This is a genomic window from Citrobacter pasteurii (assembly GCF_019047765.1).
Classification (GTDB): domain Bacteria; phylum Pseudomonadota; class Gammaproteobacteria; order Enterobacterales; family Enterobacteriaceae; genus Citrobacter; species Citrobacter pasteurii.
The window spans coordinates 1,880,758-1,894,515 of record NZ_CP077262.1; the positions used below are offsets into that span (position 1 = coordinate 1,880,758).

13 protein-coding genes are annotated in these 13,758 nt (G+C 50.7%); 10 read left to right on the forward strand and 3 right to left on the reverse strand.

Annotated elements, in window-relative coordinates; translation table 11 throughout:
* Positions 1 to 21: 21 nt before the first annotated feature.
* Positions 22 to 1,449, reverse strand: coding sequence for a sigma-54 interaction domain-containing protein (locus I6L54_RS09090; protein ID WP_005129674.1), 1,428 nt, complete (start codon positions 1,447 to 1,449; stop codon positions 22 to 24).
* A 213-nt stretch (positions 1,450 to 1,662) separates the two neighbouring features.
* Here I6L54_RS09090 and dokD point away from each other — a divergent pair, with 213 nt between their 5' ends.
* The 10 genes from dokD (at position 1,663) to hisP (ending at position 12,244) form a co-directional block, all read left to right on the forward strand.
* A complete protein-coding gene (dokD, locus tag I6L54_RS09095) occupies positions 1,663 to 3,060 on the forward strand; it encodes an ornithine/lysine decarboxylase DokD (RefSeq protein WP_005129673.1) in 1,398 nt (465 codons plus the stop codon).
* A gap of 94 nt (positions 3,061 to 3,154) precedes the next feature.
* Positions 3,155 to 4,576: an APC family permease gene (locus I6L54_RS09100; protein WP_040231362.1), complete on the forward strand. Its 1,422-nt coding sequence runs from the start codon at positions 3,155 to 3,157 to the stop codon at positions 4,574 to 4,576.
* Between the two features lies 1 nt (position 4,577).
* Complete coding sequence (locus I6L54_RS09105) at positions 4,578 to 5,681, forward strand: alanine/ornithine racemase family PLP-dependent enzyme (protein ID WP_005120206.1); 1,104 nt, start codon at positions 4,578 to 4,580, stop codon at positions 5,679 to 5,681.
* Between the two features lie 66 nt (positions 5,682 to 5,747).
* On the forward strand, positions 5,748 to 7,214 hold the full coding sequence (locus I6L54_RS09110) for an amino acid permease (RefSeq protein ID WP_075551357.1): 1,467 nt from the start codon (positions 5,748 to 5,750) through the stop codon (positions 7,212 to 7,214).
* On the forward strand, positions 7,211 to 7,780 hold the full coding sequence (locus I6L54_RS09115; RefSeq protein ID WP_005120208.1) for a UbiX family flavin prenyltransferase: 570 nt from the start codon (positions 7,211 to 7,213) through the stop codon (positions 7,778 to 7,780). The genes I6L54_RS09110 and I6L54_RS09115 overlap by 4 nt, the downstream gene beginning before the upstream one ends.
* A 287-nt stretch (positions 7,781 to 8,067) precedes the next feature.
* Positions 8,068 to 8,850 (forward strand): lysine/arginine/ornithine ABC transporter substrate-binding protein ArgT, encoded by a 783-nt coding sequence (argT, locus tag I6L54_RS09120; protein WP_040231361.1) that lies wholly within the window; start codon positions 8,068 to 8,070, stop codon positions 8,848 to 8,850.
* Positions 8,851 to 9,097: 247 nt separating this feature from the next.
* Entirely contained in the window at positions 9,098 to 9,880 is a 783-nt protein-coding gene (gene hisJ, locus I6L54_RS09125) for a histidine ABC transporter substrate-binding protein HisJ (RefSeq protein WP_003028120.1), read from the forward strand.
* A gap of 186 nt (positions 9,881 to 10,066) precedes the next feature.
* Entirely contained in the window at positions 10,067 to 10,753 is a 687-nt protein-coding gene (locus I6L54_RS09130; protein WP_005120213.1) for a histidine ABC transporter permease HisQ, read from the forward strand.
* On the forward strand, positions 10,750 to 11,457 hold the full coding sequence (hisM, locus tag I6L54_RS09135; protein WP_005129513.1) for a histidine ABC transporter permease HisM: 708 nt from the start codon (positions 10,750 to 10,752) through the stop codon (positions 11,455 to 11,457). Before I6L54_RS09130 ends, hisM begins: the two co-directional genes overlap by 4 nt.
* Before the next feature lie 13 nt (positions 11,458 to 11,470).
* Positions 11,471 to 12,244 carry a histidine ABC transporter ATP-binding protein HisP gene (gene hisP / locus I6L54_RS09140; protein ID WP_005129511.1) on the forward strand — a complete coding sequence of 258 codons (774 nt, stop codon included), beginning with the start codon at positions 11,471 to 11,473 and terminating at the stop codon, positions 12,242 to 12,244.
* Between the two features lie 42 nt (positions 12,245 to 12,286).
* Here hisP and I6L54_RS09145 read toward each other — a convergent pair whose 3' ends face one another.
* Positions 12,287 to 12,793, reverse strand: a complete 507-nt coding sequence (locus I6L54_RS09145; RefSeq protein ID WP_072041406.1) for a GNAT family N-acetyltransferase — start codon at positions 12,791 to 12,793, stop codon at positions 12,287 to 12,289.
* Between the two features lie 71 nt (positions 12,794 to 12,864).
* Positions 12,865 to 13,758: a TIGR01777 family oxidoreductase gene (locus tag I6L54_RS09150; protein WP_040230138.1), complete on the reverse strand. Its 894-nt coding sequence runs from the start codon at positions 13,756 to 13,758 to the stop codon at positions 12,865 to 12,867.

A 13,758-nucleotide genomic window follows, 5' to 3' on the forward strand; every position in this document is an offset into this window, starting at 1 on the left:
GCAAAATGTCGCTGGCTTTCATCAGTCACTAACCACGCCGAAGCGAATGGCGTATTTCTGTACCTTGTATTGCAGCGTCGTTCGGGAAATATTGAGACTGCGTGCCGCAGCGGCAATATTTCCCTGACAGGTATTTAGTGCCGTTTCAATCAGGCTTTTTTCGAACCTGGCTACCTGCACGTCGAGGGATCCATCTCCCTCCGACTCCGCGCTTACTGGGCGGCTGACAACGGTTGGGATATCCGTAACGCCTAAGCTTAATTCCTCCTCTTCGAAGACAATCTTTTTTAGCATTCCGTCGTTTTCCTGCATAATCATGCTGCGCACGATGGCATTTTCCAGCATCCTGACATTGCCGGGCCAGGTATGATGAAGCAAGGCAATGCGTGCGGCTTCGCTCAATCCATGAATATCTTGCGGCACATCATTACGGTATTTATCGATGAAATAATTAGCCAGTAGCGCAATATCTTCCGGACGTTTGCGTAAAGGCGGAAGGGTGAGCATGCCCACATTCAGACGATAAAACAGATCTGCGCGTAGTTTACCTGTTTGGATCAGCCGTGCGGGCGTTTCATTCATTGCTGCAACGATACGTACATCAGAATGGATCTGCTGTTGACCGCCCAGCCGCCAGAACGTTTTATCCTGGAGAAAACGCAGGAGCTTACTTTGCATCTCAATGGGCATCGCGTTTAGTTCATCCAGAAAGAGCGTTCCTCCGTTGGCCAGTTCCAGATACCCCTGACTATTTTCTGCTCCGGTGTACGCACCGCGGACAGTACCGAAAAGTGTACTTTCAATGAGTGTCGGCGGGAGTGCGCCACAGTTCAGGGCAATGAAAGGCTTATCAGCGCGTTTACTGCATTGATGAATGAGGCGAGAAAAAAGCTCTTTACCGGTTCCTGTTTCTCCAACGATGGTCACGGGAATATTGCTGGCTGCCAGGCGTTTTGCCTTCGCAATGTTGTGCAGCATTTCCGCATTCTCAGTGATGATAGCGTGGTGTTTTTCATGGCGATCGGCATAGAGTAGATGGTTAAGTTCAACAACCTGCTCCTGCAGTCGCCTGACGCCGGACATATTTCTGCCAATCTCAATCACGCCAATCATGCTGCCATCGCTTGACCAGAGTGGGGCGGTGGTATGTTGATAATCCACCGCCTGGCCGCGTGCGTTATAGTAAATCTGGTAGTGACCGATATACTCCACGCCCTTTTTCAATGATGAAAGCATGGTGCTTTGCGTCTCTTTCATGCTCGGATAGACATCCAGCATATGTTTTCCCAATGCCTGCTCAATGCTGTATCCATCCAGATCCGCGCTTTCCTGGTTGTAGTAGACATACTCGCCACGTTCATTGATCACCGCCAGGGGTTGATGGATGAGGTCGAAGAAGCGGGAGAACATTTTAAGTGCCGCAGCCAGCTCTTCGTTGGTTGAAGCCATAGCCAGATTCCTTCTTTTCCTGTTTTTCGCTGCATCATTATAAATATGACGAATTTTCGTCGTTGTGATGAATAACTCGCTAAATGACAAAAAATATAATTCGCGATTATTTATAACTAGTTGATTTTTAATCAATAAAAACATGGCATGCCTGTTGCTATATATCCATTAAAAGAATGTGGACTCTTACAATGAAAATAAGCAGAGGATGTTATGACTGATTCGATTATTCAAAACTACAACCGGGTACGTGAGCAGGTGATAGAGAACGATCGCCGTTTCCAACAAAAAGAGGGGCACTTGTGTTTTGATGGCGTGGATCTGGATGCGTTAGCACGCAAGTATCCAACCCCGTTTTATGTGTTCTCTGAGTCAGAGATCATTCGTAATATCAACGAAATCCAGCAGGCGTTCGCTGCCCACCAAAACACCAAAACCTTTTTTGCTTCTAAAACCTGTTCAGTAATGGGCGTTCTTCAGGCCATTCGTGACGCAGGAATTTGTGCAGAGGCAAATTCACAGTACGAAGTGCGTAAATGTCTGGAAATTGGCTTTCGTGGCGATCAGATCGTTTTTAACGGCGTAGTGAAAAAACCTGCAGATCTGGAATATGCCATTGCCAACGATCTGTACCTGATCAACGTTGACAGCCTGTATGAACTGGATCATATCGACGCGATCTCCCGTAAATTGAAGAAAGTCGCCAATGTCTGTGTTCGCGTGGAACCAAACGTTCCTTCTGCGACGCACGCAGAGCTGGTGACGGCCTTTCACGCTAAATCGGGACTGGATCTGGAGCAAGCGGAAGAAACCTGTCGGCGGATCCTGGAAATGCCTTATGTCCATCTGCGCGGATTGCACATGCATGTGGGTGACCAGGTGCCGGAATCGGAACCTTTTGCCAAAGCGACCAAAGTACTGGTGGATGAATCCCGGCGTCTGGAAGAGGTTCTGGGCATTAAATTTGATCTCATCAATGTAGGCGGCGGTATTCCAGTACCCTACAAATATGACGAAGAGAATGGCGATCCGCTGAAAGACAACATGTATGCCGGGATAACGGCGCAGGACTTTGCTGATGCGGTTATTCGTGAAGTTCATAAATGGCGTACGGATGTGGAGATCTGCATTGAGCCTGGGCGTAAAGTGACCGGCTCGGCTGCTGTCCTGTTAACCGAAGTTGCCTGTGAAAAACGTAAAACAAACTACGACCTGAACGGCAATGTCGAATGCCATGTTGAATGGAAATTTGTTGATGCCGGATACAGCGTGCTGTCAGACAGCCAGCATTTTGACTGGTTCTTCTACGTCTACAACGCCTCCAGAATGACTGATTCGCACGATGCGTGGATCAAACTCGCCGGACCACTGTGTGATGGCGGCGATTACTTCCATATGGGGGTGAAGGGGGAAGAATTCCTGATGCCGCAGAACACGCAAATCGGCGATATCGTCGCGTTTCTGGATGCGGGCGCTTATACCATCGAAAGCCAAACCGTCTATAACAACCGCCCACGCTCAGCTGTTGTGATGATAGACAAAGAGGGTAAAGACCGCTTAATCCGTCGGGAAGACAGTTACGAAGACATGGTCAAGTACGACATTTATTAAATCTCATTTGTGGACTCCGGCATCGGCTGGAGTCCGTGAGTCAGGTGATTCGAAGAGGGCAGTGATGCCCCTGAGTGCATAACAGGAGATGGCCATGAGTAACAATAGTTCTGGCTTACTTGGCATCAAAGACATTGTCTTTATGAATGTCATTGCCATTCTGAGTTTGCGGCAAATACCCAATGTCGCGCCCTACGGCGCTTCAGCAATGTTGCTGTGGGTGATAGCTGCATTCTGTCTGTTCTTTCCGCTGGCGATGGTGTGCGGCGAGCTGTCGACCGGATGGCCGAAAGATGGTGGGATATTCGTCTGGATTAAAGAGGCGTTTGGGAAACGTATCGCGTGGATAGTGGTGGTGTGCTTCCTCTTTTCCTGCGTGTTGTTTTTCCCTTTGATGCTGCAGTTCGGTTTTACGGCGTTGGGTTACATGATAGGCGGGGGCCTCGCGGAGAATAAAGCCTTTATTGGTATTGGTTCGGCGGTGATTTTTTGGTTGCTGACGCTAATGAATATTCGCGGCATGGAGTGGACCAAAATTATTAACAGCGTCAGCGCCTGGTGCGGCGTGTTCATTCCATCCGCCATTTTGATTATCCTGGCTATTGTGTGGTTGGCGACCGGGCATGAGATGCAAACCGATTATGCGACGGCGGCGAACTGGGTTCCCGATCTGAGCCATTGGGATACTATCGTCTTTCTGTCGAGCATGATGTTTGCTTTCGCCGGGCTGGAAGTCGCGCCGATGATTGCCGGACGTACGCGCAATCCGCAACGTGATTTCCCGCGCGCGATGGCGGTTTCTGCAGCCGTTATTGTTGGGATTTATATGGTCGGTACCTGGGCGCTGAACACCCTGTTGCCTGCGGGAAAAACCGATATTGTGGCGGGCGTGATGCAGGCCATGCATGCCGCGGCGGATACGTTACATATGCCCTGGCTGATCCCGGTAATGGCAATCTGTATGTTTTTTGGCGCGTTAGGTCAGATCAATTCCTGGCTGGTAGGTCCTATCTACATGCTTCAGGAAGCCTCACGTGAGGATAATCTGTTAGGGGATAAAATTGCCCGGTTGCATCCGGTCTGGAAAACGCCAGCCTTTGCGCTGATCGTGCAGGCAATAATCGTCACGGTACTGTGTTTCTCAACCTTTATTTCCCCGAGTGTCGCCGCGGCGTACTGGATGTTGACTGCCCTGACGACCATCACCTATTTCATTCCTTATCTGGTGATGTTCCCGGCATTCTGGCGTTTGCGTCAGACGCAACCGGATACGCCAAGAAGCTTCAAAATCCCAGGGAAAATCTTACCTGCCGTACTGCCTGCACTTGGATTTATCTCCATCGCTTTTGCTGTCGCGCTGCTGTTTATCCCGCCTTCACAAATTGATATGGGAGGCTATTTCCAGTACGCCGGCAAGATCGTCGGTGGCGCGTTGCTGGCCGTTATCGTTGCTGAATGTATCTATCACCGGGCCCAGAAACGTAATGCTCGTCTGAGCGTGGCAGGAGGGAAATAAAATGTATATGCCAATCCTGGAAATCAATTTACGCAAGCTGGAAGAAAATGCCCGAACGGAAAAAGCGCTGTTAGCCAGCAGTGGGATTGAGGTCATGGCTGTCAATAAAGTTTTTGATGGTTGTGTTGAAACCGCACAGGCGGTATTTGATGGCGGCATTAAGGTGATTGCAGAATCGCGGACCTATAACCTGAAAAAAATCCGTGAAATCGGCTGTACAACCTGTCTGCTCCGCAGTCCTTGTCTGAGTGAGATTGAAGATGTTATCCGCTATGCCGATATCAGTCTGAACAGCGAACCCATCATTTTGCAGGCATTATCGCAGGAAGCCCAACGCCAGGGGAAAACGCATCAGGTATTGCTGATGGTTGATATGGGGGATTTACGCGAAGGTATCTGGTTCACCGAGTATTCACACATTCTCAGCACCATCCGACTCATTCAGGAATTGCCTTGCCTGGAACTGTATGGTCTGGGAACCAACTTCAACTGCTATGGCACCGTCCTGCCGACGGTGAAAAATGGTGAAGATTTTCTGGCACTGGCCGCACGAGTCGAGCAGGACAGCGGTGTGGCAGTTCGCCGACTCTCTGCCGGTAATTGCACCAGCTACCATTTACTGGATAAAGGCATTTGGCCTAAGGGGTTAAACCACCTGCGGATCGGGGGGCTACATGAGTTCGGCATTGAATATGTCGAGATGAAGTATCTGAACGAATTTCATCACTCTGCAAAGCCGGTGGAAAAAGCCTGTTCCGATATGTATGTCCTTGAGGCAGAGATTATTGAGCTGAACAGCAAGCCGACAATACCCGTTGGAGAGCTTGGTGTAGACGCCTTCCTGCAAACAAAAACCTTTGTTGATCATGGTACTCGCAAGCGGGCGTTGTTGGCGTTTGGTCGACAGGACGTCCCTTCCGATAACTGCGTGCCCTGCGACGACAATATCACCATCCTGGGACAGACCAGCGATCATACGCTGGTGGATATTGAAGCATGCGAGCAGCCGCTGAAAGTCGGGGATGTCATCCGCTTTGAACTCGACTACACAGGGCTTCTGATGGCCTGTCAGACGAAGGGCGTTGCCACGCGGTTTATTCGTTAAGCCACTGCCGCCACAGTGATGCGTCTGTGGCGGCGTCTCTGACCCTTTCTGAGACAGGGAGTGACCATGAGTACCCTGCAAGCGCAATCCCCCGCCGAACCCGAAAATGGGCTACGACGAAACCTTAAAAAGCGCCATTTGCTGATGATGTCGCTCGGCGGGACCATTGGCACGGGTTTGTTTATCGGCATTGCCGAACCGCTGAATAGTGTTGGGCCAGCGGGAACATTGCTGGCTTATTTGTTTGCTGGCGCGATTATGCTGGCTACCATGATGTGCCTTGGCGAACTGTCCTGCGCATTTCCCCACTCGGGCTCTTTTCAACATTATGCGTTGATGTTCCTGCCCAATCCCATCTGGAGCTATACCATTGGCTGGCTGTATTGGCTGAGTTGGGTGTTTTCCCTGGCGGCGGATCTGACTGCCGCGGGCTTCATTGCCCATCAATTTTTCCCCGTTATTCCCGTCCACTTCTTCTGCCTTATCATTCTTGTCGTGCTAATGCTTATCAATCTCTGTTCGGCGAAAAGTTTCGGCGAATGTGAATACTGGTTATCTGCGATAAAGGTTTTCGCGATAGTGCTTTTTATCGCGGCGGGCGGGGTAATGATCTTCTCGCTGTCAGGAGACACGAGCTGGCATCCAACGTTAAAAAGTGCAGGGTTGTGGTTTCCTCACGGATGGGAGCAAATTCTGGTTTGTATGACAATCGTCATCTATTCGTTCCAGGGCGTTGAGCTGGTTGGCAATGCGGCAGGCGAAACGGAGTCGCCACACATCGTCTTACCCAGGGTGATTCTGGGTATCGGTCTGCGTATTATTCTGTTTTACGGTCTGGCGATTGCCGTTCTGGCGCTGGTTTATCCGCAGGGAAAGATACCTGATGGAACCAGCCCCTTCGTGTGGGTATTCTCACGTGTCGGTATGCCTGGCGCAGATTTACTGATGACGCTAGTCATCTTCTCTGCTGCTGTGTCAGCAGCGAATTCCGCAATCTATGCCAGTTCACGCATGCTATGGTCAATGTCTGGCGACCGTTTCGCCCCTCGTTTTTTCGCCAGGACTAACGCCAGCGGCGTGCCTGTTTACGCTATTCTGATAACGGTGATTCTGGCTCTGGTATCGATGCTGACCCGATATATTCCTGCACAGAAATTCTATATTTTGTTGATTGCCAGTACCGGGCAGGTGGGCTGTCTGGCATGGATAACCATTGGCTGGTGTCAGTATCGGTTTCGCAAGGCTGTGAATGACGGGAAGTATTCCCCTGATTTACTGCGCTATCGTTCACCGTTTTTTCCCTGGATAGCCAGGTTTGTTATCGTCACTAACGTTGCCATTATGGTGGGAACCTGGTTCAGTGAAAAAGGGGGCGTGATTATGCTGGTAGAACTGGCCTTTATGGTTTGTATTCTGATTTCATGGTTTGTGCTCAAACCTGCTTTGCGGACTGAAGAGGTGGGTGATTCCAGGTTGTCTGTGGTAAAGAAATACGGCACAGTTAGCCCATCAAGTGATGGAAAGATAAAATGAAACGACTCATTGTAGGGATTAGCGGCGCAAGCGGGGCAATTTACGGCGTGCGCCTGCTGCAGGTTTTGCGTGACGTTACCGATGTGGAAACCCATCTGGTGATGAGTGCCGCGGCCCGGCAGACGCTGGCGCTGGAAACGGATCTCTCCGTGCGCGATGTGCAGGCGCTGGCGAATGTGACACACGATACGCGTGATATTGCCGCCAGTATTTCATCTGGCTCTTTCCAGACGGCGGGAATGGTTATCCTGCCATGCTCAATTAAAACGCTTTCAGGTATTGTTCACAGCTACACCGATGGGTTGCTTACCCGTGCGGCAGATGTGGTGTTGAAAGAACGCCGCCCGCTGGTGCTGTGCGTGCGCGAAACGCCGCTGCATCTCGGACACTTGCGTCTGATGACGCAGGCGGCAGAAATTGGCGCGGTGATTATGCCACCCGTTCCCGCCTTCTATCATCGGCCACAGACGCTTGATGATGTGATTAATCAAACGGTTAATCGCGTACTTGACCAGTTTGATATCACCCTTCCGCAGGATCTGTTCACTCGCTGGCAGGGCGCATAAGTCGTTCCATCAACGTGCAAATAAACATTCGTTGCCCTGTTTCAGGGCAATTTTGTAACCGCGATCATATCCTCAACATTTAATTCGTTAAAACGCAACGAAACGCTGCGGTTCAACCGTCAGACCTGCTATCTTCAAAATCAGGACAATATTGCAACGTTTTATTAACATATTTAACGTCGAATATCCTCATCGATGCGAAAATGGCATAAGACCTGCATGAAAAAGTCTGCAAACACACAACACAACGTAAAACATAATAAAATTACGCCACTTGAGGGTTATGTATGAAGAAGACGGTTCTTGCTTTGTCTTTGCTGGTAGGACTCTGTGCCACCGCGGCCAGCTACGCAGCACTTCCGCAGACAGTTCGTATCGGTACGGACACCACGTATGCACCTTTTTCCTCTAAAGATGCCAAAGGCGATTTTGTCGGTTTTGATATCGATCTGGGAAATGAGATGTGTAAGCGCATGCAGATCAAATGTACCTGGGTTGCCAGCGACTTTGATGCGCTGATCCCGTCGCTGAAAGCGAAAAAAATTGATGCCATTATCTCCTCGCTTTCTATCACCGAGAAGCGTCAGCAAGAGATTGCGTTCTCAGACAAACTTTACGCAGCAGACTCACGTCTGATCGCGGCGAAAGGCTCCCCAATTCAACCGACCCTGGATTCACTCAAGGGTAAACATGTTGGCGTACTGCAAGGTTCGACGCAGGAAGCCTATGCCAATGACAACTGGCGTAGCAAAGGCGTGGATGTGGTGGCTTATGCGAACCAGGATCTGATCTATTCTGACCTGACGGCGGGCCGTCTGGATGCGGCATTGCAGGATGAAGTCGCGGCCAGCGAAGGCTTCCTGAAGCAGCCTGCCGGTAAGGACTACGACTTTGCAGGTCCTTCGGTAAAAGATAAAAAATACTTTGGCGACGGAACCGGGATTGGCTTACGCAAAGACGATGTCGAGCTGAAAGCGGCGTTTGATAAAGCGTTGGGCGAACTGCGTAAAGATGGCACCTACGACAAAATGGCGAGTAAGTATTTTAACTTCAATGTCTACGGCGATTAATACGTCGCAGCGGGGAATTGACTGCACCATAGGGGTTAACCATTACGGTGCATAATGATTTCAGTGCACTGTTTTGGTGCTTTTATCGTGGCTTTAATAGGTATGATTGCATACTTAAGCGCTTTTCATGCAAATAAATACCGCCGACAGGGTAGAATGCTTTGCCTTGTCGGCCTGATTAATGGCACGATAACTGCACCTGGTCCTGTAAAGATCCCCTATAAAAGACAGTCTGTTGAGGATAGTTATGAAAAAACTGGTGTTGTCTCTTTCTCTGGTTCTGGCTTTCTCCAGTGCTACCGCAGCATTTGCAGCCATCCCGCAAAAAATTCGTATCGGTACCGATCCTACTTATGCGCCGTTCGAATCGAAAAATGCGCAGGGTGAATTGGTCGGTTTTGATATCGATCTGGCTAAAGAACTCTGCAAACGCATCAATACACAATGTACCTTCGTGGAAAACCCGTTGGATGCGCTGATCCCTTCGTTAAAAGCGAAGAAGATCGATGCCATCATGTCGTCGCTTTCCATTACTGAAAAACGTCAGCAAGAGATTGCCTTTACCGACAAGCTTTATGCAGCCGACTCTCGTCTGGTGGTTGCTAAAGATTCCGCTATTCAGCCGACCATTGAGTCTCTGAAAGGTAAACGTGTCGGTGTGCTACAGGGCACGACTCAGGAAACGTTCGGCAACGAACATTGGGCGCCAAAAGGCATTGAAATCGTCTCTTATCAGGGGCAAGACAATATCTATTCTGACCTGACTGCCGGGCGTATTGACGCCGCATTCCAGGATGAAGTCGCGGCCAGCGAAGGCTTCCTGAAGCAGCCAGTAGGTAAAGATTACAAATTCGGCGGCCCGTCAGTGAAAGACGAGAAACTGTTTGGCGTCGGTACCGGTATGGGGCTGCGCAAGGACGATAACGAACTGCGTGAAGCACTGAATAAAGCATTTGCAGAGATGCGTGCTGACGGTACTTACGAGAAGCTGGCGAAAAAGTATTTCGATTTTGATGTTTACGGCGGTTAATCACCGCAGGTGCTGATAAAGCCCGTAGATTTTTGACGCGTTGAATTTATGCTTGATGGCGCTGCGCTTATCAGGCCTACGGTGATTTTGTAGGCCGGATAAGGCAAAGCCGCCATCCGGCATTTAACGGTTAGTCTGAAATCAAAAGAGGCTTATTACTCCACCACACACGACAGGACAGGCAGCATGTTGTATGGCTTTTCAGGTGTTATTTTACAGGGCGCGATTGTTACGCTGGAGCTGGCTCTCAGCTCGGTAGTGCTGGCGGTCCTGATAGGCCTTGTCGGCGCGGCAGCGAAGCTTTCGCAAAACCGGGCAATGGAGCTTATTTTCGAAGGGTACACCACGCTTATCCGCGGGGTTCCCGATCTGGTCTTAATGCTGCTCATCTTCTACGGGTTACAAATCGCGCTGAATACCATTACCGATGCAATCGGTATCGGCCAGATTGATATCGATCCGATGGTCGCAGGGATTATTACGCTTGGATTTATCTACGGGGCCTATTTTACCGAAACGTTCCGTGGTGCGTTTATGGCGGTACCGAAAGGTCATATTGAGGCCGCGACGGCATTTGGCTTTACCAGCTCACAAATATTTCGTCGCATTATGTTTCCGGCAATGATGCGTTTTGCCTTGCCGGGGATTGGCAATAACTGGCAGGTGATTCTGAAGGCCACGGCGCTGGTGTCGTTGCTCGGACTTGAAGACGTAGTGAAAGCCACTCAGCTTGCCGGGAAGAGTACCTGGGAGCCGTTCTATTTTGCCGTGGTGTGCGGGGTCATCTATCTGGTGTTTACCACTGTGTCTAATGGTGTGCTGCTGTACCTTGAGCGCCGCTACTCCGTGGGTGTGAAGAGGGCTGACCTGTGATTGAGATTATTCAGGAGTACTGGAAGTCCCTGCTGTGGACCGACGGCTATCGCTACACCGGCGTGGCGATCACATTGTGGTTGCTGATTTCGTCGGTGGTGATGGGCGGGATACTGGCGCTGTTTTTGGCGATTGGTCGCGTTTCCAATAATAAATTTATCCAGTTTCCCATCTGGCTGTTTACCTATATTTTTCGTGGCACGCCGCTGTACGTTCAACTGCTGGTGTTTTATTCCGGGATGTATACGCTGGAGATCGTGAAAGGAACCGATTTCCTCAACGCGTTTTTCCGCAGCGGGCTGAATTGTACCGTGCTGGCATTGACGCTGAATACCTGCGCCTATACCACGGAGATTTTCGCCGGGGCTATTCGTTCCGTACCCCATGGTGAGATTGAAGCCGCGCGGGCTTACGGTTTCTCGTCGTTTAAACTGTATCGATGCATTATTTTACCTTCCGCGCTGCGTATTGCGCTGCCGGCATACAGCAATGAAGTGATTTTAATGCTGCACTCCACGGCGCTGGCATTTACCGCCACGGTGCCTGATTTGTTGAAGATCGCCCGCGATATCAACTCGGCAACGTATCAGCCGTTTACCGCCTTCGGTATTGCCGCTGTTCTGTATTTGATTATTTCGTATGTCCTGATTAGCTTGTTCCGTAAAGCGGAAAAACGCTGGTTGCAGCATGTATCCTCTAAATGATTCGAGTAACACGATGTCTGAAAATAAATTAAACGTTATCGATTTACATAAGCACTACGGCGAACATGAAGTGCTGAAAGGGGTATCGCTGCAGGCCAACGCGGGTGATGTTATCAGCATTATTGGTTCGTCAGGTTCGGGTAAAAGTACCTTCCTGCGCTGCATAAACTTTCTGGAAAAGCCGAGCGCTGGAACGATTGTGGTTAGCGGCCAGAATATTGGCCTGGTGCGCGACAAAGACGGTCAGTTGAAGGTTGCAGATAAAAATCAGCTGCGTCTGTTACGTACGAGGCTGACGATGGTTTTTCAGCACTTCAACCTGTGGAGTCACATGACGGTGCTGGAAAACGTCATGGAAGCGCCGATTCAGGTGCTGGGGCTGAGCAAGCATGAAGCCCGCGAGCGTGCGGTGAAGTATCTGGCTAAAGTGGGTATTGATGAGCGTGCGCAGGGTAAATATCCGGTGCACCTGTCCGGTGGTCAGCAGCAGCGTGTGTCAATTGCCCGTGCGCTGGCGATGGAGCCGGAGGTTTTACTGTTTGATGAGCCAACCTCGGCGCTTGATCCGGAGTTGGTGGGCGAAGTGCTGCGCATCATGCAACAGCTGGCTGAGGAAGGGAAAACCATGGTGGTCGTGACGCATGAAATGGGGTTTGCCCGCCACGTTTCCTCACACGTTATTTTCCTGCATCAGGGAAAAATCGAAGAAGAGGGCAATCCGGAGCAGGTGTTTGGGAACCCACAAAGCCCGCGTTTACAGCAGTTCCTTAAAGGATCACTGAAGTAATTTAGTTGCCCGGAGGCGCCACGCTTTCCGGGCCTACCGCTTTCACGCGCTGTACTCCAGACGATAAACCCAGTCATCATGCGCTATACCGTTCACTTCATAGGCTTTTTCAAGCACCTGAGTGCGTATAAACCCTGTTTTTTCCAGAACGCGTATCGACCCGGTATTCCCGGCTAATACATAGGCATTTATCGCCGTTACGCCAGCCTGTTGAAAAGCATAATCACACACGGCACGTACGGCTTCGCTGGCAATACCTTTTCCCTGCGCCCGCGGCGTGATGGCATAGCCAATATCAGCTTCCTGAGGATAAAGATGGCTTATCTGTAAGCCAATATCGCCCAGTTGCACCGTGTTGTTGTGCTCCCGGATAACAAAGGTATGTCGAGCGGAAAGGCGTCTGGCGAAGAGCAGGCGAGTATCTTTGGTTGGGGCGATATCGCCCATGAAACGCATGACGTCTGGATTTTCTCGTAGCCGCTGGAAAAAAGGCCAGTCAGCGAGTTGGTACAAAGAGAGGGTAAGTCGGGGTGTTGATATTATCGCCATAACGTCGCCATTGTGGTATTCGGTTTTTTAACCATACCACCACAATGGCAACAGTGAAGGGATATCAGACATTATCTGATGACATCGGCCAGCGCTTCTTCCAAATCGTACCAACGAAATGCAAAACCGGCCGCCTCCAGTCGCTTGGGCAACGCGCGCTGCCCCCCGAGAACCAGCACCGAGGATTCGCCCATCAGCAGTCGCATAGCGGCCGCCGGAACGCGCAGGATTGCCGGGCGGTTTAGGGCATGACCCAGCGCATGGGCAAACTGTTCATTGCGAACCGGGTATGGCGAAACCATATTGAAGGGACCGCGCAGATCGTTATCCAGCAGCCAGATAATCCCGTTGACCATATCGTCAACATGGATCCAGGCCAGGTATTGACGCCCATTGCCGATAGGACCGCCAAGCCCCAGACGAAACGGTGGAACCATCTTTGCGAGGATCCCGCCTGTAGAGGCCAATACAACGCCAGTACGCAGCAAACATACGCGCGTTCTGTCGCCTTGCGCAGCGCTGGCGATCTGTTCCCACCGGGCGCACAACTTATGGGTGAATTCATTATGCGGCGGCTCTTCTTCCGTGACTACAACCTCGCCCAAATCGCCGTAGTATCCCGTAGCGGAACCGGAGATGAGTACGGCAGGCGGCGTGTCGCTGACCTTGATTAAATCGACCAGTTTCTGCGTAATCCCCCAGCGGCTCTGGCACAAACGCTCTTTTTGCTCAGCGCTCCAGCGTTTGTCAGCGATAGGCTCTCCGGCAAGGTTGATGACAGCATTAATGCCATCAAGGTTTTGCTGCTCTTCCAGCCCTTTCCATAGCGTGACCCGGGAGCCCAGAATCTGACGAGCCTTATCAGGAGTACGTGTCACTACGGTAATCTGATGCCCCAGTTCCAGCAGGCAGGGGATCAAATGACGTCCAATCAGGCCAGTACCGCCGGTAATCAGAATCTGCAT

Coding starts and splice junctions, on each gene's coding strand:
- I6L54_RS09110 (WP_075551357.1), top strand. CDS start 5,748: ATGAGTACCCTGCAAGCGCAATCCCCCGCCGAACCCGAAAATGGGCTA.
- I6L54_RS09090 (WP_005129674.1), bottom strand. CDS start 1,449: ATGGCTTCAACCAACGAAGAGCTGGCTGCGGCACTTAAAATGTTCTCC.
- dokD (WP_005129673.1), top strand. CDS start 1,663: ATGACTGATTCGATTATTCAAAACTACAACCGGGTACGTGAGCAGGTG.
- hisJ (WP_003028120.1), top strand. CDS start 9,098: ATGAAAAAACTGGTGTTGTCTCTTTCTCTGGTTCTGGCTTTCTCCAGT.
- I6L54_RS09145 (WP_072041406.1), bottom strand. CDS start 12,793: ATGGCGATAATATCAACACCCCGACTTACCCTCTCTTTGTACCAACTC.
- I6L54_RS09115 (WP_005120208.1), top strand. CDS start 7,211: ATGAAACGACTCATTGTAGGGATTAGCGGCGCAAGCGGGGCAATTTAC.
- I6L54_RS09150 (WP_040230138.1), bottom strand. CDS start 13,758: ATGCAGATTCTGATTACCGGCGGTACTGGCCTGATTGGACGTCATTTG.
- argT (WP_040231361.1), top strand. CDS start 8,068: ATGAAGAAGACGGTTCTTGCTTTGTCTTTGCTGGTAGGACTCTGTGCC.
- I6L54_RS09105 (WP_005120206.1), top strand. CDS start 4,578: ATGTATATGCCAATCCTGGAAATCAATTTACGCAAGCTGGAAGAAAAT.
- hisP (WP_005129511.1), top strand. CDS start 11,471: ATGTCTGAAAATAAATTAAACGTTATCGATTTACATAAGCACTACGGC.
- I6L54_RS09100 (WP_040231362.1), top strand. CDS start 3,155: ATGAGTAACAATAGTTCTGGCTTACTTGGCATCAAAGACATTGTCTTT.
- I6L54_RS09130 (WP_005120213.1), top strand. CDS start 10,067: ATGTTGTATGGCTTTTCAGGTGTTATTTTACAGGGCGCGATTGTTACG.